At 46.7% G+C, this 20,887-nt stretch carries 20 protein-coding genes and 1 riboswitch; of the genes, 9 read left to right on the plus strand and 11 right to left on the minus strand.

Translation table 11 applies throughout. From position 1 onward, the window contains the following. Nucleotides 1–60 precede the first annotated feature (60 nt). From thiH to thiC, 6 genes are read right to left on the minus strand one after another with little or no spacing between them, the layout of a single operon-like run. The gene (thiH, locus tag AC27EZ_RS06585; protein WP_487134576.1) at nt 61–1,200 is read right to left on the minus strand and encodes a 2-iminoacetate synthase ThiH; all 1,140 of its coding nucleotides are present in this window, start codon (nt 1,198–1,200) and stop codon (nt 61–63) included. After that, nucleotides 1,197–1,967 carry a thiazole synthase gene (locus AC27EZ_RS06590; protein WP_487134577.1) on the minus strand — a complete coding sequence of 257 codons (771 nt, stop codon included), beginning with the start codon at nt 1,965–1,967 and terminating at the stop codon, nt 1,197–1,199. Before AC27EZ_RS06590 ends, thiH begins: the two co-directional genes overlap by 4 nt. Beyond that, nucleotides 1,968–2,180 (minus strand): sulfur carrier protein ThiS, encoded by a 213-nt coding sequence (gene thiS, locus AC27EZ_RS06595; protein WP_487134578.1) that lies wholly within the window; start codon nt 2,178–2,180, stop codon nt 1,968–1,970. It lies immediately after the preceding gene. Continuing rightward, entirely contained in the window at nt 2,177–2,950 is a 774-nt protein-coding gene (locus tag AC27EZ_RS06600; RefSeq protein ID WP_487134579.1) for a HesA/MoeB/ThiF family protein, read from the minus strand. Before AC27EZ_RS06600 ends, thiS begins: the two co-directional genes overlap by 4 nt. Further along, the gene (gene thiE, locus AC27EZ_RS06605) at nt 2,943–4,502 is read right to left on the minus strand and encodes a thiamine phosphate synthase (protein ID WP_487134580.1); all 1,560 of its coding nucleotides are present in this window, start codon (nt 4,500–4,502) and stop codon (nt 2,943–2,945) included. Before thiE ends, AC27EZ_RS06600 begins: the two co-directional genes overlap by 8 nt. Further along, entirely contained in the window at nt 4,499–6,397 is a 1,899-nt protein-coding gene (gene thiC / locus AC27EZ_RS06610) for a phosphomethylpyrimidine synthase ThiC (protein ID WP_487134581.1), read from the minus strand. The genes thiE and thiC overlap by 4 nt, the downstream gene beginning before the upstream one ends. A 134-nt stretch (nt 6,398–6,531) precedes the next feature. Continuing rightward, nucleotides 6,532–6,643: riboswitch (TPP riboswitch) on the minus strand. Between the two features lie 85 nt (nt 6,644–6,728). On the opposite strand from thiC, the gene AC27EZ_RS06615 reads away from it, so the two are divergent. Continuing rightward, nucleotides 6,729–7,196: a SixA phosphatase family protein gene (locus AC27EZ_RS06615; protein ID WP_487134582.1), complete on the plus strand. Its 468-nt coding sequence runs from the start codon at nt 6,729–6,731 to the stop codon at nt 7,194–7,196. A 59-nt stretch (nt 7,197–7,255) separates the two neighbouring features. Here the strand turns inward: AC27EZ_RS06615 and AC27EZ_RS06620 are convergent, their stop codons facing one another. The 4 genes from AC27EZ_RS06620 to hemC are packed head-to-tail and all read right to left on the minus strand — an operon-like array spanning nt 7,256 to nt 11,253. Beyond that, nucleotides 7,256–8,425 (minus strand): heme biosynthesis HemY N-terminal domain-containing protein, encoded by a 1,170-nt coding sequence (locus AC27EZ_RS06620; RefSeq protein WP_487134583.1) that lies wholly within the window; start codon nt 8,423–8,425, stop codon nt 7,256–7,258. Next, on the minus strand, nt 8,422–9,582 hold the full coding sequence (locus tag AC27EZ_RS06625; protein ID WP_487134584.1) for a uroporphyrinogen-III C-methyltransferase: 1,161 nt from the start codon (nt 9,580–9,582) through the stop codon (nt 8,422–8,424). Before AC27EZ_RS06625 ends, AC27EZ_RS06620 begins: the two co-directional genes overlap by 4 nt. 3 nt (nt 9,583–9,585) lie before the next feature. Beyond that, nucleotides 9,586–10,311 carry a uroporphyrinogen-III synthase gene (locus AC27EZ_RS06630; protein WP_487134585.1) on the minus strand — a complete coding sequence of 242 codons (726 nt, stop codon included), beginning with the start codon at nt 10,309–10,311 and terminating at the stop codon, nt 9,586–9,588. A 3-nt stretch (nt 10,312–10,314) separates the two neighbouring features. Then, nucleotides 10,315–11,253: a hydroxymethylbilane synthase gene (hemC, locus tag AC27EZ_RS06635; RefSeq protein ID WP_487134586.1), complete on the minus strand. Its 939-nt coding sequence runs from the start codon at nt 11,251–11,253 to the stop codon at nt 10,315–10,317. A 174-nt stretch (nt 11,254–11,427) separates the two neighbouring features. Between hemC and AC27EZ_RS06640 the strand changes: the two genes are divergently transcribed. Then, nucleotides 11,428–12,486, plus strand: a complete 1,059-nt coding sequence (locus AC27EZ_RS06640; protein ID WP_487134587.1) for a GGDEF domain-containing protein — start codon at nt 11,428–11,430, stop codon at nt 12,484–12,486. Between the two features lie 38 nt (nt 12,487–12,524). On the opposite strand, the gene AC27EZ_RS06645 is transcribed toward AC27EZ_RS06640, so the two are convergent. Continuing rightward, the gene (locus AC27EZ_RS06645) at nt 12,525–13,196 is read right to left on the minus strand and encodes an alpha/beta hydrolase (RefSeq protein ID WP_487134588.1); all 672 of its coding nucleotides are present in this window, start codon (nt 13,194–13,196) and stop codon (nt 12,525–12,527) included. 211 nt (nt 13,197–13,407) lie between these two features. Between AC27EZ_RS06645 and gmk the strand changes: the two genes are divergently transcribed. The 7 genes from gmk (at nt 13,408) to AC27EZ_RS06680 (ending at nt 20,882) form a co-directional block, all read left to right on the plus strand. After that, a complete protein-coding gene (gmk, locus tag AC27EZ_RS06650; RefSeq protein ID WP_487134589.1) occupies nt 13,408–14,049 on the plus strand; it encodes a guanylate kinase in 642 nt (213 codons plus the stop codon). A 178-nt stretch (nt 14,050–14,227) separates the two neighbouring features. Further along, a complete protein-coding gene (rpoZ, locus tag AC27EZ_RS06655) occupies nt 14,228–14,500 on the plus strand; it encodes a DNA-directed RNA polymerase subunit omega (protein WP_421133155.1) in 273 nt (90 codons plus the stop codon). A 143-nt stretch (nt 14,501–14,643) separates the two neighbouring features. Continuing rightward, nucleotides 14,644–16,752 (plus strand): bifunctional GTP diphosphokinase/guanosine-3',5'-bis pyrophosphate 3'-pyrophosphohydrolase, encoded by a 2,109-nt coding sequence (gene spoT / locus AC27EZ_RS06660; RefSeq protein WP_487134590.1) that lies wholly within the window; start codon nt 14,644–14,646, stop codon nt 16,750–16,752. A gap of 23 nt (nt 16,753–16,775) precedes the next feature. Further along, on the plus strand, nt 16,776–17,162 hold the full coding sequence (locus AC27EZ_RS06665; protein WP_487134591.1) for a RidA family protein: 387 nt from the start codon (nt 16,776–16,778) through the stop codon (nt 17,160–17,162). A gap of 2 nt (nt 17,163–17,164) precedes the next feature. After that, complete coding sequence (trmH, locus tag AC27EZ_RS06670) at nt 17,165–17,872, plus strand: tRNA (guanosine(18)-2'-O)-methyltransferase TrmH (protein ID WP_487134592.1); 708 nt, start codon at nt 17,165–17,167, stop codon at nt 17,870–17,872. A gap of 165 nt (nt 17,873–18,037) precedes the next feature. After that, nucleotides 18,038–20,110: an ATP-dependent DNA helicase RecG gene (gene recG, locus AC27EZ_RS06675; protein ID WP_487134593.1), complete on the plus strand. Its 2,073-nt coding sequence runs from the start codon at nt 18,038–18,040 to the stop codon at nt 20,108–20,110. Beyond that, the gene (locus AC27EZ_RS06680; protein ID WP_487134594.1) at nt 20,103–20,882 is read left to right on the plus strand and encodes a class I SAM-dependent methyltransferase; all 780 of its coding nucleotides are present in this window, start codon (nt 20,103–20,105) and stop codon (nt 20,880–20,882) included. The genes recG and AC27EZ_RS06680 overlap by 8 nt, the downstream gene beginning before the upstream one ends. Nucleotides 20,883–20,887 lie beyond the last annotated feature (5 nt).

The raw sequence follows: 20,887 nt of genomic DNA on the forward strand, positions 1-20,887 counted from the left end.
GCAATAATAAGGGAAAGCAAAGCACATTTTTTATTTTGTTTTGATAGAAAAACTAATGTGTTAACGGTGTGTACTTTCTTGCTCGGAAAACGGCATCCAGTCTTTCCATACCGGCGCTAAGCCTTGCGTGTAAATAACATCAGTTACTGCTTCAACGCTTCGTGAATCTTCAATGTCGAACTGGTTCAGTGCTTTACTCGGTTCGCTGTACCCTCCTGGTTGTGTTTGAGACGCTGCCGATATTGTGGTTACCCCTAACGATAGTGCGCCGTCTCGAAATCGTGCCGATTCGCGGGTGGACAAAGACAGTTCCGCATAGGGGTTATACAACCTATGCGCACAAATAAGTTGAAGCAATTCGCGTTCATTAGGAAAGCTAGGCAAACCTGCATGGCTGTTGGTATTTCCCTCGCAGGCCCGCAAACGAGGGAAAGATATGGCAACACGGCTTCGCCAATAGTGCTGTTGAATCAGTGTGCCGTGCAGCGCTGTCATTGCGCTGTCTACGCGCCAATCTCCCAAGCCGAGTAGAGCGCCAATCCCTATTTTGTCTATGCCAGCACAGCCTATGCGGTCCGAGGCCTCTAATCGCCACAGAAAGTCTTGTTTCTTACCCCGTGTGTGATAGCGGGCGTAATGATGAGGGCTATACGTTTCTTGATATACCAATACCGCATCTACGCCTAAATCGCGTAGTGTTTTATAGGCATCTTGATTAAGAGGCTGAACCTCCATCATCAGCTGGCTAACTTGCGCCCTTATATCGGGTAGCACGCTCTTAAAATAAGGCATGCCGACCTTCTGTTCGTGTTCACCCGTTACCAGTAGAACGTGGGAAAATCCCATTTTTTTGATAGCGTTAAGTTCACGCGCAATTTCTTGAGGGGTAAGGGTTTTACGCTTAATTTTATTGCTCATGGTAAAACCGCAATAGGTACACTCGTTGGCGCATAGGTTTGATAGATACAATGGCACAAATAACCCGATGGTATTGCCGAAGCGATGTCGCGTTAGCGCTTGCGACTGTGCAGCCATTTCTTCTAAATAGGGTAGGGCGGCAGGTGATATCAGCGCCATAAAGTCATCAATGTTTTTTGATGACTGTATCAGCGCCCGTTCAACATCACGTTGAGTTTTACTTTGAATGCTTAGTGCAATATGCGAAAGATCTTGCTTTAACAGCGTGTTGGCCACTTTCATTCTGCATGCTCCAAAAATTGTGTTAATGGGCTAGAAGCGCGTGCAACATCTGAAGTGTGGCCCAAGCCAGCTTCATAGGCCATTCGGCCCGTTTCAACCGCTGCTGCAAAAGCACGTGCCATCATAATAGGGTGTTTTGCGGTCGCAATCGCGGTATTCACCAGTACGGCATCTACGCCCATTTCCATTGCTGCCATGGCATGACTGGGAGCGCCAATGCCGGCGTCGACAATAACGGGTATGGTGCTTTGCTCAACAATAATGCGCAAAAATGGCTCGGTTTGAAGGCCCTTGTTGCTGCCTATTGGTGCGCCAAGTGGCATAACCGCTGTGCAGCCTACTTCTTCTAATCGCTTGCATAAAACGGGGTCCGCGCCACAATAAGGCAGAACATTGAACCCTTTTTTTACGAGCCGTTCAGCGGCGCGCAGGGTTTCAATAGGGTCGGGAAGCAAATAGCGTTGGTCAGGGTGTATCTCTAACTTTATCCACGACGATCCTACCGCCTCGTACGCTAGCTCAGCCGCAAACACCGCTTCATCGGCATTTTTTGCTCCCGAGGTATTGGGTAATAAGGTTACCCCCAACCTTTTTAGTTCACTAAGGGTGGTATCTGTTTGGCTGTGGGTCGCCAGTCGTTTCATTGCAAGCGTTACAATAGCGCTTTTACTGGCGTGGATGGTGTCGGCCATAAGCGTAGGTGAACTAAATTTTCCTGTGCCGGTAAGCAAGCGAGATGAGAATGTTTTATTGGCAAGTGTCAGCATTTAGCCTCCGGCTACAAGTGAAAATATGTCGACAACATCGTTATGGTTCAGGGGGGTGCTTGCCCAGACCGCTTTGCTTACGATGCATTTGTTTATGGCAACGGCGGCACCTTTGGTATTAATAGCATGCACCAACAAAAAGTCACTTAGGTGACAATGCGCCACACAGGTTGTAGGTGTATCGTTAATAAAGACCGTTATTGAATTGCTCATTGGCATACCTCACAGCAAGGGGAGGGCGAAAGCGTAAACTGCGTTGTTACGCCGGTTCTTGCATCTACATTCAGATAGGTGCCCCAGTTCTCCATGGTGCTTTTGTTAGTCAGGTAAAGCAGTGCCTGATTTGCCTGATGACTTGCAGCCATCCCGACCACAGGCCCTAAAATACCTTTTGTCATGCAGTCTTCATTAACATCAATGAACGAGGTTAAGCATGCGTAGCATCCATGCGGTTTATGTGAATTATGCAGGTTAATACTTTGCCACGTAGTACCACTTGCAGCAGCAATGAAAAGTGGCACGCTGTGCGCAATACATGCAGCATTTATTGCCAATCGAGTATCAACATTATCGCTACAGTCTAAAACACAGTCGTAGTCACGAAATGCATGAAGTAAGTGTTTACTATTAACGAAGGTGTTATTAAAAGACAGTGTTGTGTCGGGGTTAATCGAAGACAATGCCTGCTCTGCCGCAATGGTTTTGAACTGCCCGATATGCTGACTGGTATATAACGTCTGCCTGTGAAGATTGCTGATACTTACCCGGTCACCGTCGATAAGGTGCAGATGCCCAACCCCTGCGCCAACCAAGTATCGTGCTGCTAGCCCGCCTAACCCGCCTAAACCAACAATTGCGACGTTTGCGCTTGCGAGCGTTTGCTGCGACGCTTCGGTCATGCCCGGTACTAAAAGTTGTCGGCTGTAGCGCTGGATGGCCGTTCGCGTCAAAGCGCAGCGTTTTTCTGAACGGGGGTTACGCATAGCACGCCTCCTGTGCCAAGCGGTGTAATGCGGCCTCTGGATCAGGTGCTTGGGTAATGGCAGAGACCACCGCAATCGCAGACACGCCCGTTTCTGATACAGGTCGTGCGCGCGATGTGCTAATACCACCGATGGCGACCGTGGGCGTAGTGCCACACAGCTGAACATAACGACGCAAGTTATCAAGCCCCTGAGGCGATGACGGCATCTGTTTGGTTTGCGTAGGGAATATGTGGCCAAGCGCGATATAACTGGGGTTAAGGGCTTTTATTCGCTGCAGTTCACAAAATCCGTGGGTTGATATGCCTAAGCGAAGGCCTGCCTGCGCGATAGCATTAAGGTCTGCCGTTGCTAAGTCTTCTTGCCCTAGGTGAACGCCATATGCGCCAAGTGCGATGGCAAGTTGCCAGTCGTCGTTAATAAAAAGCTGTGTGTCAGTGTCGCCAACGTATTTTATCGCTTGTCTTATTTCTGCTTCGCGGGTAGTGCGCGGTGCATCTTTTAAGCGCAGTTGGATAATGTTAACGCCTGCTTGGGTAAGTGTACCTACCCACTTCGCACTATCAACAACCGGGTAAATACCAAGTTCAGTGTGCGTTAGAGCAGGAAATGCCGACAACGCTTTTGTGTTTGTTCTCGTCACATCGCGAAACATAAGGCTGTCGTTTTCAAATGCTACCGCCGGAAAGTGTTTAGCGTTACATGGCATACCCACCGGTACGGCGTGAGCAATATCGTTCTGGCTTGCTGTAACCGCGGTGCGGACTGTCTTGATATAGGTATTCGCAAGCGTTGCCGCATCTTCAAGGTTGTAGCCTTTAGCCATAAAACCAGCAAGAGCACTGGCTAGCATACAGCCGGTACCACGAAGCGTGTTATGCCCCTTTTTTTGCTGCGTAAAAATACGGTGTTGTGTGCCACACACCAATACATCTACCGCATTTTCTTGCCAGCTCGCATGGCCTCCTTTTACTAAAACGGCAATACGATATGCCGTTGAAAGCGACGTTGCCGCCTGCAATAACGAGGCGTGAGAGTGAATAGGCTTTTTACTTAGCACGCATAGTTCATCAATGTTGGGTGTGACAACCTGTACGTTGCTGAGCAACGCCCTGATGGTGTCGTCGTGCAGCGTGCTAAGCGTTCCGCCTGAAGAAGTGCGCAACACAGGGTCCCAAATAACGAAAGGCGTGTCTCTGCGCGTTAGGGTGTCATAAGGCGACACTGGGGCATTATTTTCGCTATTATTTACGTCATCGTTAAGCAGTGATATACGAGCGCATAGCAATAACCCTTGGATGTCGTCTGCAATAGCGCCTATCTTTATCGCACACGGATACTGTTCATAGCCTAAGGTTTGCCACTGCGTGTTGATGGCTGAGGCCTCCAAGGCTTGTTGGCCATGGCTATACTTATTCGATTGAATGGCAATTAGTGTGGTGATCATGGCTGCTTTTACGCCAATATCGGCAAGCGTGATGGCGTCGCGGGTTAACCCCGCGCCACCACTACTGTCTACGCCACCCACACACCAAACGAGTGGCGGGTTCATGGCAACTCCACTTTGCTATCTGCAGCGTGATACAGTTCAGCGCCGCTGTCGTTAAACGCGGTTGCCATGTCTTTCATACCTTGTTGCTTTTGCTTTTCTTGCTTGGCAACCTCTCTGACTTCTTGAGAGATTTTCATGCTGCAAAACTTAGGGCCGCACATGGAACAAAAATGAGCAACTTTGCCTGAGGCTTGCGGCAAGCTTTCATCGTGGTACGCCCGCGCAGTATGCGGGTCAAGCGCAAGGTTAAACTGGTCTTCCCATCTAAACTCAAAGCGGGCTTTCGACATCGCATTATCACGAATTTGCGCCCCAGGATGCCCTTTGGCTAAATCGGCGGCATGGGCTGCTATCTTGTAAGTAATTAACCCCTGCTTTACGTCTTCTTTGTTAGGTAAACCAAGGTGTTCCTTTGGCGTGACATAACACAGCATTGCACAGCCGTACCACCCAATCATGGCCGCACCAATGCCTGATGTGAAATGATCATAGCCGGGTGCAATATCGGTCGTTAGTGGGCCTAATGTGTAAAAGGGCGCTTCGTGACAATGGGTAAGTTGCTCTTCCATATTGGCTTTAATCATGTGCATAGGCACATGGCCGGGGCCCTCAATCATTACTTGAACATCGTACTCCCACGCTATTTTGGTTAATTCACCTAACGTGCGTAGTTCTGAAAACTGGGCATCATCATTGGCGTCGGCTATGCTTCCCGGGCGAAGTCCGTCGCCTAACGACAGAGACACGTCGTACTGCGCGCAAATCTCACAAATATCGCGAAAGTGCTCATACAAAAAGCTTTGTTTGTGATGGCTTAAACACCACTTGGCCATTATCGACCCGCCTCGAGACACTATACCCGTTACGCGGTTTGCGGTAAGCGGAACGTATTCCAACAGCACGCCAGCATGGATGGTGAAATAGTCTACCCCTTGCTCGGCCTGCTCTATCAGCGTGTCTTTAAACATCTCCCAGGTAAGGTTCTCGGCAACGCCGTTCACCTTTTCCAATGCCTGATAAATAGGCACAGTGCCTAACGGCACGGGACTATTGCGCAATAACCACTCTCGTGTTTCATGAATATTTCGGCCTGTCGATAAGTCCATGATGGTGTCTGCGCCCCAGCGCGTAGACCACACAAGCTTTTCTACCTCTTCTTCTATTGAAGACGTTACCGCTGAATTACCAATATTGGCGTTAATCTTCACGAGAAAATTTCGGCCGATAATCATGGGCTCCAGTTCAGGGTGATTGATGTTGCACGGAATGATGGCACGCCCAGCGGCGACTTCGTCGCGGACAAATTCAGGCGTAATACGCGGGGGCAAATTTGCACCAAAGTGCTCGCCAGGGTGTTGTTGTATAAGGGCTTCATCGGTAAGGCGATCTCTGCCCATATTTTCACGAATGGCAATGTACTCCATTTCGGGGGTAACAATACCTCGTCGCGCGTAATGCAACTGGGTAACATTTCGGTTTTGCGCGGCTTTTTTCGGTTTTGCCGAGCGAATAAAGCGAAAGTCTTCGGTAAAAATGTCGTCTTCACGGGCCTTTGCAAATGTCGACGATACACCTTGCAATGTAATGGTGTCGTTGCGTGTTTCAATCCATGCTTGGCGCATGGGGTGTATGCCTTTGTGAACATCTATACGCTGGTTAGGGTCGCCGTAGGGGCCTGATGTGTCGTATACCGGTATAGGTGGGTTAGCTTCTAAGATAGGGTTTTCTTCGGTTCCCCCTACTAAACTGTCGTGTTGGTGAATAAGGCGCATCGCAACGTTGATCGACTCATCACTTCCCATTTCATAATGGCGCGTTGAATTAGGGTATGCCTCTGGGGCAAGTTCATTGATAAATTGTTGCGCTTGTTGGCGCTGTTCGCGTCGTGTAGACATAGCATTTTAGCCTTTTTAGGTTGGCGTTAAGTAAAATGCTTGTCAGGAGTGAAGGAGAATATAACCTAGCAGATATACGCAAATATAACTAAAAACCGCGCACCAAAGCACAGGGTGTAATTACATAGGTAAACAGATTATATTTTCTTGTTCCCTTCGCAGGTATTAGCCTGATCAGGTTCAACGGATCCCGCATTAGCGGTCTCAGCTTACTGGATATCCAGTGAAGCACTCCGACAAGTAACTGGTTTTAGTATAGGGTGAACAGATTGCCAATTACAAGGGCCATGGCGCGTGTTAATGTGGTTAAAAATAGTTAAGGAATGAAAATATGAAAGCGGTCGTCTTGTTATTGACCTTATTAGTGAGCGCATCGGTCGCGGCTAATACAGTGTATTTAACTCGTCATTTTGAGAAGCAAAAAGGGGCAAACCCTTCACTGACTAAAGAAGGCGAAGTGCGTGCTCACTCTCTTGCAAAAATCCTAAAAGATGAGCCTTTTACAATGCTTTATTCAACAGATTACGCGCGCACAAAAGAAACCGCAACACCGCTCTCAGAAGCAAAAGGTATTCCTATAACCTTGTACGATCCGCGTTCGTTAGACGCGTTTGCGTTACAGCTCAAAAACCTGAATGAAGATGTGGTAGTGGTAGGGCACAGTAACACCACACCTGCGTTAATCGCATTGTTAGGTGGGCCAAAAGTAACGATAGAAGAATCGGATTTCGGCACGCTGTTCATTCTTGAACGTAGTGACGGTAATATCGAGTTAGAAACGCAAGAGGTGGCGCGTTAGTTCGCAGTACGACCGCAGGCGTGGTAATTAACACACCTACGGTCTTACGCCTACCGCCGTTATGCTTGTTGGCTGTCTTTGTAAAGTTGTAAGGCCGTTGCGGTATCATGCTGTCGTTCGCTAATTGCAGATAACAGCAACAAATCTTCTTTTCGTGATGCGATTTTCGCTGCTTTTAACAAGGCTTTTTCAGCAAGTACATCATCACCCGCATTAAACGCGACTTGGCCTAACGTTGAATACAGCTCAACGTTTTCACTGTCTTGTTTTATCCAGCTTTCCAGTAAACGTAGCGAGGCAGATGCATCGGGTAAATTCAGCTGCTTAAACAGTGGGAATAACACCGCATTTTGTCCACGTTTTTGCCAGTCTACCAACAATGCTTGCGCATCAGCATGCATGCCTTGGTCGAGCAATTGCTGAATGTATGCTGCCCGATAAGCATCGTCATGGCGAATTTTCCGAGGTAAGTTGTCCCAATAGGCTTTTAGTTCTACTGCGCCCTGTTTACTGGCTATTTCAGCAAACTTACCTTTCGCGATGCGCTGAGACCACGCCGTAAAGTCTTTCTTCGGTAGGGCTTTACGCCAGCCATTTAAATTTTCTTGTAATACTTGCCACTGGCCCAGTTCTGCTAACAGCGTTGCTTTAAGCTTGATAACCTGGTGGTTTTCGCTCGCCTTTTCATCTAGCTCATTAAGTTGTGCAAGCGCTTCTGCGTGTTTGTTGTCGCTTGCATCAATTCGCGCGTTCATGACGGCTGCAGCTACCTTTGCATTCTCAAAATCGGCGGCTTGCGCTAGAAAATAGCGGGCTTTTTGAAGGTCGCCGTTTGTAAACGCAATTTGCGCCGAGGCTAAGTAGTTTATGCCTTCAAAGTTACCGTTTGTAGTGTGGCCAAGGGCTTTTTGTGCGTTATCTAGGTCGCCCGCTGCCATTAATTGCAGGCCGTTATAAAAAGCGCGTTTGCGTTTACGTTCCCCCAATGCGCCAAACCAGCGGTGAGAGCCCGTCACTAAACTTGTCAACCACAGTACCAGTTTCACTGTGATATAAATGCCCACCAAAATAAGACCTGAAATAATGACAAAACTAATAAGCGTCATCTCAACGGCTGAATTACCCAACGAAATCAGCACATAGCCTTTGTCGCCAAGGATCATAGGGCCCACGATAAGTGCAACAATAAATACTGCAACAATACTGAGGGCGATAACTAACCATTTCATAATGCACTAGCTCCTTGCCCGAAGACTTGCTTCACGCGATTATCTAACAGCATCGACAAGGGTTTTTGTGCAACAAGTTCCGTAGGGATAGGACGTGCAACGTCGGTATCCATTAAGTTTTGAATTGCGCTAACAAACCCACTTACTTGGCTTTTATTAATATCAAACTTTTCGATAAGTATGGTTTGCGCGTATTGTAGCGATTGTTTGTATAGCCCTTCATCGCCTTTAAGCGCCGCCGATTGTGCGTGCATTAATTGTAAGCGAAGCTGCTCTTTTAGTAGAAACTGCGCCTCAAGAGACAGCACTGGCTCTACTGGGCCTTCAATAGTTTTTACGGTTAGAAAGCTATCTTTAAGGTTTTGCCATACTTTGGCTAAGTTTTCTTGCCAGTCGTCGGTTGATTCAGACAGGGCATTATCGTTAGCGTCTACATCGACAGGCTTTTCAAATTTATTCAAAGGAAGCTTATCAATTTGTGCCACCATGCCAGTAAGCGCAAGTGCTACAGAGCTTGGCGATACTGGGTTTAATTGTTGAAGTGACTGGATGTCTTCAGCCAAGGCGGCTCTTACTGGCAGTACTGAAGGGTCAGCCAGCGATTTAAGGCGCTTATCGGCGTTCACTAACAGTAAAATAGCAGTGCGTACGTCATTTTCTAACCACAGTTTTCTGCCTGCCATGCGAACCAGATAATCGGCTTCTGCAATCAGCCAGTCAGAAGGGCGGCGACCTTCCATGTTGTTCATTTGCTCTAACGTAGCGTCAAGACGCTGCGTAAGTATCGCGTTTTCAGACGCTAACTTGCTCACACGTTCGTTAAGTGTTGTATTTTGGTTTTCTACCGCCGTCACTATTGACGTTAACTGTTGCTTGTCAGCGCTAAGCTTTTGAAGCTGTTGATTATTAGCGGTAAGGGTAGTTGAAGATGCTTGTTGAACAGACTGTTGCTGCTCGTATACCCAATAACCTGCGCCAGCAACGGCACCGATAAGAAGGAAAAGAATAATTACCACAAACCACAATATGCCATTTCCTGATTTTTTGGTTTGTCGTGGGGGGGCATCGTCTTGCGCACGGGAAGATGTAGTCGACGATGAAGTATCTGTGGTCGATAAATCCTCGAGTTGAGGGTCCGTCTCGTTTTTATTCGTCATGTATTACTCCCAATTTTCCTTTATCCACGCTATTAATGCGTTATCAGTAGCGCGATGGCACAACGAGATATCGTTAATGCCCTTATTATGTAGAACGTCTGCAACTCTTTCACTTACTGTCAGCCAGGGAACAGATAAGAGCGTAGCGTCATGCGTGTCGATAAGTTGCTGAGCCATATTCTCACTGGTAGCGATAATGCCTCTAACGTCATCAACTTTCCATGTTTTTGTGTATATAGGGGGCGTAAGTTGCTCTCTTTTATATACACAAAACGATTCAACTCGAATAGCTCGCTGCTGCAACGTATTTGCAATGAGATCTCTACCGCCTTCGCCTTTAATGATAACGGCTTGTTTGCAGTTTGCCTCATTAAGTTGGTGCATAGCCACTATTCCTTCGGAAGAATGCAGTGGTGGTGTTAAGACCTCATACATGGGAAGGGCTAGCGTTAATGCCCGCGCAGTAGCATCGCCCACCGCAATTACCGTGGGTTTATTGTTAAGTGTTGATGACTGCGTTAGCGCTTCTGCGGCAGCCGAAACTGCATACACACTCGTTACAATCACAACGCAGGCACAGTTGTGATTGAAAAACGCGTTAAGTGCAGCAGTGCTCGAAGGCACGTCGATTATATCTAGCGTTGCAACACCCACCACGTCAATGCCCGCGCGTTCGAAAGCAAGTACGCTTTTGCGTAATTTGGGTAGTGGGCGAGTAACGAGGATCATCGATTACTTATAGAGTGCCGCTAAAATGTCGCCCGCACCTTGTTCAAGTAAAGACTCTGCAACCTCCACACCAATACGCTGCGCATCGTTAGCAGGACCAGTCGCCGACGCAAAAAGTAGCGTAGTGCCATCGGGCTTACCCACCATACCCATAAGTGTAAGTGCATCGCCATCGAGTGTCGCAAAGCTGCCTATAGGTACTTGGCAACCACCCTCAAGTCGCTCGTTCATTGCTCGTTCGGCAGTAACGCGAGTGTTAGTGGCCTCGTGGTTTAGTGCTTGTAACAGCGCAATTAATTCGCTGTCATCGTTACGACATTCAATGCCTACGGCACCTTGACCTACCGCGGGTAGTGATAGCGATGCAGGCAATGGCATTTTTATACGAGATGCCATATCAAGACGAATAAGGCCTGCCGAGGCAAGAATAATGGCATCGTATTCGCCCGCATCAAGTTTGGCGAGTCGGGTATTTACGTTGCCGCGCAAGTCTTTAATTTTAAGGTCTGGACGATGCTTTCTAATCTGACACTGTCTTCGCAAACTTGACGTACCCACTACGGCACCTTCTGGCAAAGCGTCTATACTTTCATAGTGATTAGATACGAATGCGTCGAACGGGTTTTCTCTTTCGCAAATGGCGTGTAAACCAAAGCCATCAGGAAACGCGACGGGCACGTCCTTCATAGAATGAACGGCAATATCGGCACGCCCTTCTAGCATGGCGATTTCCAATTCTTTTATGAACAGGCCTTTACCCCCGATTTTAGCGAGAGGCGTATCGAGGATCTTGTCACCTTGCGTACTCATTGGAACCAGTTCGACAGTGATATGAGGATAATGCGCTACTAGTTTCGCTTTAACGTATTCAGCTTGCCATAGTGCCAACGCACTTTTGCGAGTAGCGATACGAATGGTTCGGGCGGTATTGGCGTGCGTCATGATTTTCCTAAATATTGTCGATTACTTGGGCGATATATACATTCGCTTATGTTTCATTGTAGGCTTATTGTACTTAAATCTTTGGTATTACGCATGGTTTTCATAGGTTGGAATGATCTGTGTGAAATTCAATATGCTCTACATACTGAAGTTTGCTGAAGGAAGGGACGGTAGATGGATAACGCATCAATAGGGCAAATCTTAAAAAAGGTGCATCACAACCAGGCTGAAATAAAACGTCGGCGCATGACCTTGTATTTCATCTCGTATGTCGGCGGCGCAATTATGGCTGCCATGGCATGGCTAAATATTAACAGTGGCGATACGCTGCTTGTGGCGTCACTGTCTCTGTCTGCCCTTTTCATATTTATTAACGTGACTTTCTCTTACTTTTACCAAGATAGCGAGATTGTTTATCACATAGCGGGTATTGTGGTGCTGTGTATGGTAACGGCACTATTTTATACTGGTGGGTATAACAACACGGGTCTCTATTTTATTTATCCGCTTATATTTGCACAAATTATTATCGTAGGTTTCAAACCGGCACTATTGTATGTATCGATAAGCATCGCTTTTGGGCTGGTAATGTTGCTAAACCAATCAGAAATTCCTGCATACTATGACGATGCTGATGTATCCCGTTTTCTTATCTCTATGTTGTGCTTTATTGTTATTGCTTTTATCGGCGAGTTCTTTTGGAATCAAAGCCGTAAAGAAATGCTTAAAGATACACTTGAAAAAATGCGTCAAGCCAATACTGATCCGCTGACCAAGCTACCCAATCGCCGCTTTTTAGAAGCTGTATATTTTGAACGGGCAATGCAAAACCCCGCTGACTACTTTCCGTTAAGCACGGTGGTGGTTGACCTTGACCACTTTAAAAAAGTGAATGATACCTATGGTCATGATATTGGTGACGATGTATTAGTGCATTGTGCGCAAGTAATGAAAAGCTACGTGCGCACCACCGATATTGTTGCAAGAACGGGCGGAGAAGAGTTTTTAATATTGTTTCCGAAGGCAACGTTAAGCCAAGCGCTAAAATTAGCCGAGAAAATAAGAGAAAAGCTGGCCGATACGCCATTTAAAAAGAAAGATATTGAATTATCGATTACCGCCAGCTTTGGTGTAGCGAATGCGCTTATCGACAGTAATATCAATGCTGCGTTAAAACAAGCTGACGACAACTTATATCAAGCGAAAAATAGTGGTAGGAATAAGGTGGTATAGCACGTAAAACGTCGTGCTATACCATATAGAAGTTAGTGCTACGCCAAGATGCGCTGCAACCACGCAGAGATGTCATTTAGCTCTTGCATACATACATTGTGCTGCATGGTGTAGCTTGTCCATGTTGCGTTAAACCCGTTTTCCTTCAGGGTTTTATAAGCGGCACTACCCATAAATACCGGCACTACTTCGTCTTGGTCGCCATGAGCGCAAAAATAAGGCGTATCTCTATTGATGTCGGTTGCTTGACCAGCAAGTGACGATGGCTCACACATGTAAGTAGAGAGTGCCATGACGCCAGCTAATTTTTGAGAGAAACGGGGAGCTAAATGAAGCGCGATAACCCCGCCTTGAGAAAAACCAGCGAGTACAATACGACTAGCAGGTATACCACTTTCAATTTGTGCATTAATCAGCGCTTCAACTTGTGCCGCCGAGGTTAATACGCCGTCTAAATCAGCTCGACTTTCAAAATCTAATGACTTGATGTCATACCAAGCCCGCATTTTCATTCCGCCATTAATCGTAACCGGGCGTTCAGGTGCGTGCGGAAAAATAAATTTAACAGACATCGAGGTGGGTAGTTTTAGCTCAGGTACGATAGGGGCAAAGCCGTGACCTGAATCGCCAAGACCGTGAAGCCATATAACACAGGCGTCAGGTGCTGTCGTAGGACTACTTTCTACGTACGGTAAAAGTGGTTCAGACATGGTGTTGTATTCCTTCAACATAGAGTTTTTTGCTATTTTTTGAGCTAACCACGTGTCGCTCAATTATTATTTTTATCACGTTGGCGCTGTAATAATCTAAAAGGTTAGGAAATCATACTTTGCTGACTTTCTTGACTGTTACCGCACGCGAGTAATTATGCTAACATTGCTACCTCAAATCACCACCCATTAAATATTATTAAATACACTCATGGCTTCATTACTCGGTAACCTATTTATATTGGCAGCACCATCAGGTGCAGGAAAATCCAGCCTCATTAAAGCGTTGATGGAAAAGCACGCCAATAATACTGCTGCATCTATGCAGGTGTCGGTATCGCACACTACGCGTGCCCCTCGCCCTGGTGAAGTTGATGGCGAGCATTATCACTTCGTAAGTCGCGAACAATTTGAGAGCCTTATTGAACAAGGCGTGTTTTTTGAATGGGCAGAAGTGTTTGGTAACTATTATGGTACCTCGCGCGTGACCATAGAGCAGACGCTCTATCGTGGCATTGATGTATTTTTGGATATTGATTGGCAAGGTGCTCGCCAAGTTAAAAAGCTGATGCCAGAAACATGTGGCGTATTTATACTTCCCCCATCAATAGACGTGTTAGAACAGCGATTAAATAATCGGGGCCAAGACAGTGAAGAAGTCATTGCTGGTCGCATGAAACAAGCTGTTGATGAAATGTCACATTTTAATGAGTTTGATCACGTTATTGTGAACGATGACTTTGCAACAGCGCTGACCGACTTAGAGTGTATTGTGATGAGTCAGCGTTTGCTTACCAGTAAGCAACAGATGCGCCATCAGGCGTTGCTTGATAGCTTGTTGGGTACAGCCTAGCTGCACGGGTAAATTACTTCATTTATGTAATATACCGTGTACTATTATTTATATTAGGCGATACTATGATCGCTATTGTTGTAAATTCAAACAAACGACTAGGATCGCAAGCCGCTAGCGTGTATACTACGCGGCCGTTTTTTGAATTACTTGCTCAACCTAATTTTCGGAGAAATACATGGCTCGCGTAACTGTAGAAGATGCCGTAGATAAAATTGGTAACCGCTTTGACCTAGTCCTAGTAGCTGCACGTCGCGCACGTCAGATCGCTACTGGAGGTAAAGACCCTATGGTTGACGTTCAAAACGATAAGCCAACAGTAACAGCACTTCGTGAAATTGAAGAAGGGCTAGTAACAGCTTCAACACTTGAACAAGCTGATATCCACGATCGTCAAGAACAAGAGCACGCAGAATTTGCTTCTGTTGCGAACATCTTATCTGATCAGTAAATACCCTATTTAGGGCCATTTGCAGACAATATAGCGCCAGTGCTTTGAAAAAAGCACTGGCGCTTTGCTTTTAGCCTATTGGCATCGTGTTAATTTGTACGTATTCTTACTGGTGTAACGTTAATTAAAGGCGCCCTGATACTGTGTATTTGTTTGAAGGTCTAAAACAAAAAATTGTTGAATATTTACCGGCTAACGTAGTGCAGCTGGTTCAGGATGCTTTTGTACTTGCGCAAGAAGCGCACGACGGTCAAATGCGCTCTAGTGGCGACCCTTACATTACCCATCCAGTTGCGGTTGCAAGTATTCTTGCTGACATGCATTTAGACCATGAAACGTTGATGGCTGCGTTGCTTCATGATGTGATTGAAGACACCCATTACAGCCAAGACGACTTAGCTGAAGCATTTGGCGATACGGTTGCTGAGTTGGTTGAAGGGGTTAGTAAACTCGATAAAATCGCGTTTAGCAGTAAGCAAGAAGCCCAAGCTGAAAACTTTAGAAAAATGATGATGGCGATGGTGCAAGACATTCGCGTTATCCTCATTAAGCTTGCCGATCGCACACATAACATGCGTACACTGGGTTCATTGCGCCCAGATAAGCGCCGTCGAATAGCGCTTGAAACATTAGAAATATATGCGCCTATTGCCCACCGATTGGGTATCCATGACATTAAAAATGAGCTGGAAGATTTAGGTTTTCAAGCCATGTACCCCATGCGTCACCGAGCGCTAAAATCAGCAGTTCGCCAAGCGCGTGGCAATAGAAAAGAGATTATCGAGAATATACGTGAAGAGTTGAACACGCGTTTAGGTGCTCACAAAATCGACGCCAATGTATTAGGCAGAGAAAAGCACTTGTACTCTATTTATCGCAAAATGCGCAATAAAGAGTTGATGTTTAACGAAGTTATGGATATTTATGCGTTTCGCATAGTGGTCGATTCGGTCGACCATTGCTATCGCGCATTAGGTGCTATGCATGGGCTTTATAAGCCAATCGAAAATCGCTTCAAAGATTATATCGCTATTCCACGTACTAATGGCTATCAGTCGTTACATACCTCGCTTATTGGTCCTCACGGTATTCCCGTTGAAATTCAAATTCGTACCCAAGAAATGGATCAAATGGCCGACAAAGGGGTGGCAGCACACTGGCTTTACAAAGAGCCGGGCGATAATGACACAACTGCACAATTGCGCGCACGAAAGTGGATGCAAAGCTTACTTGAACTTCAGCAGTCGGCCAGTTCGTCTTTTGAGTTTATTGAGTCGGTTAAAACTGACTTGTTCCCTGATGAAATTTACGTATTTACACCAGATGGCCGCATTATCGAATTGCCTACCGGGGCGACGGCTGTCGACTTTGCGTATGCAGTGCATTCTGATGTAGGTAATACCTGCGTAGGGGTACGTGTTGAGCGTAGAAACTTCAGTTTAAGTAAGCCGCTTGAAAACGGGCAAACCATAGAAATTATTACATCGCCGAAGGCGAAGCCTAATGCCAATTGGCTTAACTTTGTTGTCAGTGCGCGAGCGCGAACACGCATTCGCCAGTATTTACGTACCCAGCATTCACAAGAGGCGGTGAACATGGGTAACCGGTTATTACGCCATGCACTGGGTGCAGTGAAGCTAGACGATATTGCGCAAGAGGATATCACCCGTGTTGTTGCCGAAACAAAACATGATAGTTTTGATGCACTACTGGTCGATATTGGCTTAGGTAACGAACTTAGCGCCATTGTTGCTCGAAGATTGTTAGGTGAAAGCACTGACATTTCAGATAAAAAAGGTAACGTTGCCATTCGTGGCACCGAAGGCCTTTTGGTAAATTATTCGCGGTGTTGTCACCCTATTCCTGATGATGAAATTGTTGCAGTACTCAGCCCAGGGCGAGGTATGACAATTCACCAAGCGGGCTGTAACAACATTCGCAAACTAACTAAAGAAGAACCTCAGCGTGTGCTACCTATGCGCTGGGACGATAACCCGCAGGGAGAGTTTAAAGCGTCGTTACGCATTGAGCTCATTAACCATCAGGGTACCTTGGCTACACTAACCAATACAATATCAGGATGTGACTCAAACATTATTGGTCTTCAAACTGAAGAGAAAGAAAGTAATGTTTATTTCATAGACCTTGAATTGACCACGCATAACCGTGTGCACTTGGCGCGAGTAATGAAGAAAATTCGTACTATGCCAGAAGTGCAGAGAGTATCTCGTCACAGTCAATCTCGACACTAAATTTACTATTATTAGGATGTATTATGTCTAAGTCTATTATTCAGACCGATAAGGCACCTGCTGCTATTGGTACTTATAGCCAAGCGGCTAAAGCCGGTACAACGGTATACCTTTCTGGCCAAATCCCGTTGGTTCCTTCAACTATGGAAATGGTGTCAGAAGAGTTTGAAGCGCAAGCGGTGCAGGTTTTTGAAAACGTTAAAGCAGTATGTGAAGCGGCCGGCGGAAGCACGAGCGATTTAGTTAAAGTGAATATTTTCCTTACAGATTTAGGTCACTTTGCAACGGTAAATGAAATAATGAGCCGTTACTTTACTACACCTTACCCGGCGCGTGCCGCAGTTCAGGTATCTGCCTTGCCTAAGGGCGCACAAATTGAAATTGATGGCGTAATGGAACTGCCGGAGTAAGTATGAAGCCGGACCGTTACCAGCGAATCAAAGATGTGCTGGCCAAAAGACAAACCGATTTAACGGTATGTTTAGAAAACGTGCACAAGCCGCACAATGTGTCTGCGGTGGTAAGAACCTGTGACGCGGTGGGTATTCACCGCGTTCATACGGTATGGGAAAATAAATATCAGTTTCGTCGCGGCACCGCGATGGGTGCGGAACAATGGGTACGCCAGACCAACCACGACAATATCGGCGATGCAATGAGCACGCTGAAAGCGCAGGGTATGCAAGTATTGGTTACGCGCTTGTCTACTAACGCAGTCGATTTTAGAGACGTGGATTATACCAAGCCCACTGCAGTATTATTTGGGCAGGAAAAATTTGGTGCTACTGATGAAGCCGTGGCTATGGCAGATCAAGATATCGTTATTCCAATGATGGGTATGGTGCAAAGCCTAAATGTGTCGGTTGCCGCCGCGTTAATACTGTATGAAGCGCAGCGCCAACGTACTATTGCTGGCATGTATAACCACCCTCATTTGACTGACGAGGAATGTCAGGCGATGGCATTTGAAAACAGCTACCCACGCCTTTTTAAGCTGTGTCAGCGTAAGCAACTTCCGCTTCCTCCTTTAAGCGAAACGGGTGAAATTGTTGCCGATGAACAGTGGTGGAAGGACATGCAAATTACGCAAGCCGAAGCGCTGGCATTCGAAAACGCATAAAAGAAGTTACGCTGGTAAAGCGCAAGGCTAACTACGGCGCTTTACCAAGGCTAAAACTGGCCTTCAAGCGACTCGCCAAGCTCGCTGTAATCCATTACACTTCGTTTTAGTCTCATTACTATAACTTCATCGAAATCATAGGTTTGATGTAAGGATGTCGGGTCAATGCAAACCTTAGCCACCACGCCAATCACTGCTCTTAAAGGGGTAGGCGCTAAAGTGGCCGAAAAGCTCAATAAAATTGGCTTATTTACACTACAAGACATTCTTTTTCATTTACCCCATCGCTACGAAGACAGAACGCGCATTTATGCAGTAGAAGAATGCCGCCCGTTTACTCACATTAGCGTGCAAGGCGAAGTAATGAGTGCCGATATTCAATACGGCAAAAAGCGCATGCTGGTGGTAAAGCTTAGCGATGGTACCGGTACCATTACGCTGCGCTTTTTCCACTTTGGCGCGCTTCAACGCACGATGATGACACCGGGCAACACCATTAGGTGCTTTGGCGAGGTAAGAACCGGCAAGTGGGGCATTGAAATGATGCACCCTGAGTTCAAGCTGGTAGATGAAGATGCTCCGCCTACTGAAGAATCGCTCACCCCTGTCTACCCTACTACCGAAGGTGTGAAGCAACTTACGTTGCGAAACCTGACAGAACAAGCCCTTGCCCTTCTTGATAAGGGCGTACTGGCCGACCTGCTTCCAGATGGGATGTACGACAGCCAAATAAGTCTTAATGAAGCCTTGCATACGGTGCACAGACCTCCGCCAGACGTTGACGTTAACGAGTTTGAAGAAGGGCTTCATCCTGCCCAATATCGTTTAATTCTAGAAGAGTTGTTGTCGCACCATTTAAGCGTTTTAAAGGTTCGTAAACTGTCCGATGCACAACCCGGCATTGCGATAGACGTCAACCAACCGCTTATTGACAAAATGCTAGCGCAACTTCCTTTTTCGCCAACCGGCGCACAGCAGCGCGTGGTATACGATATTCAAAAAGATATGCGGCATGCGAGGCCCATGATGCGCTTAGTGCAGGGCGATGTGGGGTCGGGTAAAACATTAGTGGCGGCATTAGCGGCCTTATCTGCAATAGGTGCAGGCTACCAAGTTGCGCTGATGGCGCCGACAGAACTGCTTGCCGAACAACATGCGAATAATTTTCGCGGCTGGCTTGAACCTCTTGGCATTGAAGTGGGTTGGCTTGCCGGCAAACTTAAAGGCAAAACACGCACTGAAGTACTATCGCGTTTAGAAAACGGCGATATTCAGATGCTAGTGGGGACGCACGCTATTTTCCAAGAAGCGGTTAATTATCAGCAACTGGCACTGGTTATTGTTGACGAGCAACACCGCTTTGGCGTACATCAACGTCTTGCGCTTCGCGATAAAGGCGAGCAGCAAGGGCGATACCCTCATCAACTAATTATGACAGCCACCCCTATACCGCGAACGCTGGCAATGACGGCATACGCTGATTTAGATACCTCGGTCATTGATGAACTGCCTCCGGGTAGAACGCCAGTACAAACCGTGGTTCTTCCTGATACGCGTCGCGCTGACGTGATAGAGCGCGTGCGACAGGCGTGTAAAGACAATGGTCGGCAGGCGTACTGGGTATGTACCCTAATTGATGAATCTGAAGTACTCGAATGCCAAGCCGCCGAAGATGCTGCGGTGACGTTGCGAACCGCGTTGCCTGATTTGCAAGTTGGCTTAGTGCACGGACGATTAAAACCGGCTGAAAAAGCACAAGTGATGGCCGATTTTAAAGACGGCCAGTTAGATTTGTTAGTGGCAACGACGGTAATTGAAGTTGGCGTAGATGTACCTAATGCTAGCATTATGATTATTGAAAATCCTGAACGCTTAGGGCTTGCTCAACTTCACCAGTTGCGCGGTAGGGTAGGGCGTGGAGCAGTAGAAAGCCAATGCGTACTTATGTACCAAAGCCCACTCTCTAAAACGGCAACACAACGTTTACGGGTTTTAAGAGAGAGTAACGATGGGTTTTATATTGCACAGCGCGATTTAGAAATTCGTGGTCCGGGCGAGTTTATGGGTACACGCCAAACCGGTATGGCTGAACTAAAAATTGCGGATTTGGTGCGCGATGCTGCACTTATTCCTAAAGTACAAGAAATTGCGTATACCCTTTGGGCTGACTATCCTTCTCACGCGCAAGCCATTATTAATAGATGGATAGGACATAAGGAGCAATATGGTAATGCATAATTCACTCCCACTCGTTGTTGTTACCCATCCAGAAAGTAATCACTATTTGCAAGATACAACCCTTGCTGTAACAGTAAGCGAAACTTGGGGGTTTACTTATACAAAGGGTACACATAGGCCCGAAACGGGCTTTTATCTGGAAATAGATGATGGTGTACTGGGGCTGCGCGATGCAGGTGAGAAAAAAACACTGCCGGTGACGGTAGATTTTGCTTCACCCGCTAGCTTGTACCGTAAACAGCATGGCGGTGGACGAAAAGAACCCATCGTGAAAGCCATTGGGTTGAAAGGCAACGACAGTTGGCATGTAATTGATGCTACCCCCGGCCTTGGACGAGATGCCTTTGTGTTAGTAAGTGTGGGATGTAAAGTGAGCATGATTGAGCGCTCGCCGGTTGTTGCCGCACTGCTTGAAGATGGAATACGGCGTTTATCATTAAGCTTTCCTGAACTTGCACAGCGAATGTCACTCCATCATGGAAATAGTGCTGAGGTAATGCAATACTGGAAAGAAGAGAATGTAGACGCTATTTATTTAGACCCTATGTTCCCGCACAAGAAAAAATCGGCGCTGGTTAAAAAAGAAATGCGGCTGTTTCAGCAATTGCTTGGGCATGATCCCGATGCAGATGCGTTATTGTCACCTGCTCGCGAACTGGCCACGTCGCGCGTAGTGGTTAAGCGGCCAAACAGTGCAGAGGCACTGGCAGGCCAAAAGCCATCAATGGCTATTGAGAGTAAAAAACACAGATTTGACGTATATTTACGTTAGTCATT

The sequence above is a fragment of the Alteromonas sp. 4NH20-0056 genome (assembly GCF_057539655.1).

Bases quoted from the DNA above. Each gene is read 5' to 3' on its own strand.
- thiH (WP_487134576.1), bottom strand. From the start codon at position 1,200: ATGAAAGTGGCCAACACGCTGTTAAAGCAAGATCTTTCGCATATTGCA.
- AC27EZ_RS06590 (WP_487134577.1), bottom strand. From the start codon at position 1,967: ATGCTGACACTTGCCAATAAAACATTCTCATCTCGCTTGCTTACCGGC.
- thiS (WP_487134578.1), bottom strand. From the start codon at position 2,180: ATGAGCAATTCAATAACGGTCTTTATTAACGATACACCTACAACCTGT.
- AC27EZ_RS06600 (WP_487134579.1), bottom strand. From the start codon at position 2,950: ATGCGTAACCCCCGTTCAGAAAAACGCTGCGCTTTGACGCGAACGGCC.
- thiE (WP_487134580.1), bottom strand. From the start codon at position 4,502: ATGAACCCGCCACTCGTTTGGTGTGTGGGTGGCGTAGACAGTAGTGGT.
- thiC (WP_487134581.1), bottom strand. From the start codon at position 6,397: ATGTCTACACGACGCGAACAGCGCCAACAAGCGCAACAATTTATCAAT.
- AC27EZ_RS06615 (WP_487134582.1), top strand. From the start codon at position 6,729: ATGAAAGCGGTCGTCTTGTTATTGACCTTATTAGTGAGCGCATCGGTC.
- AC27EZ_RS06620 (WP_487134583.1), bottom strand. From the start codon at position 8,425: ATGAAATGGTTAGTTATCGCCCTCAGTATTGTTGCAGTATTTATTGTT.
- AC27EZ_RS06625 (WP_487134584.1), bottom strand. From the start codon at position 9,582: ATGACGAATAAAAACGAGACGGACCCTCAACTCGAGGATTTATCGACC.
- AC27EZ_RS06630 (WP_487134585.1), bottom strand. From the start codon at position 10,311: ATGATCCTCGTTACTCGCCCACTACCCAAATTACGCAAAAGCGTACTT.
- hemC (WP_487134586.1), bottom strand. From the start codon at position 11,253: ATGACGCACGCCAATACCGCCCGAACCATTCGTATCGCTACTCGCAAA.
- AC27EZ_RS06640 (WP_487134587.1), top strand. From the start codon at position 11,428: ATGGATAACGCATCAATAGGGCAAATCTTAAAAAAGGTGCATCACAAC.
- AC27EZ_RS06645 (WP_487134588.1), bottom strand. From the start codon at position 13,196: ATGTCTGAACCACTTTTACCGTACGTAGAAAGTAGTCCTACGACAGCA.
- gmk (WP_487134589.1), top strand. From the start codon at position 13,408: ATGGCTTCATTACTCGGTAACCTATTTATATTGGCAGCACCATCAGGT.
- rpoZ (WP_421133155.1), top strand. From the start codon at position 14,228: ATGGCTCGCGTAACTGTAGAAGATGCCGTAGATAAAATTGGTAACCGC.
- AC27EZ_RS06665 (WP_487134591.1), top strand. From the start codon at position 16,776: ATGTCTAAGTCTATTATTCAGACCGATAAGGCACCTGCTGCTATTGGT.
- trmH (WP_487134592.1), top strand. From the start codon at position 17,165: ATGAAGCCGGACCGTTACCAGCGAATCAAAGATGTGCTGGCCAAAAGA.
- recG (WP_487134593.1), top strand. From the start codon at position 18,038: ATGCAAACCTTAGCCACCACGCCAATCACTGCTCTTAAAGGGGTAGGC.
- AC27EZ_RS06680 (WP_487134594.1), top strand. From the start codon at position 20,103: ATGCATAATTCACTCCCACTCGTTGTTGTTACCCATCCAGAAAGTAAT.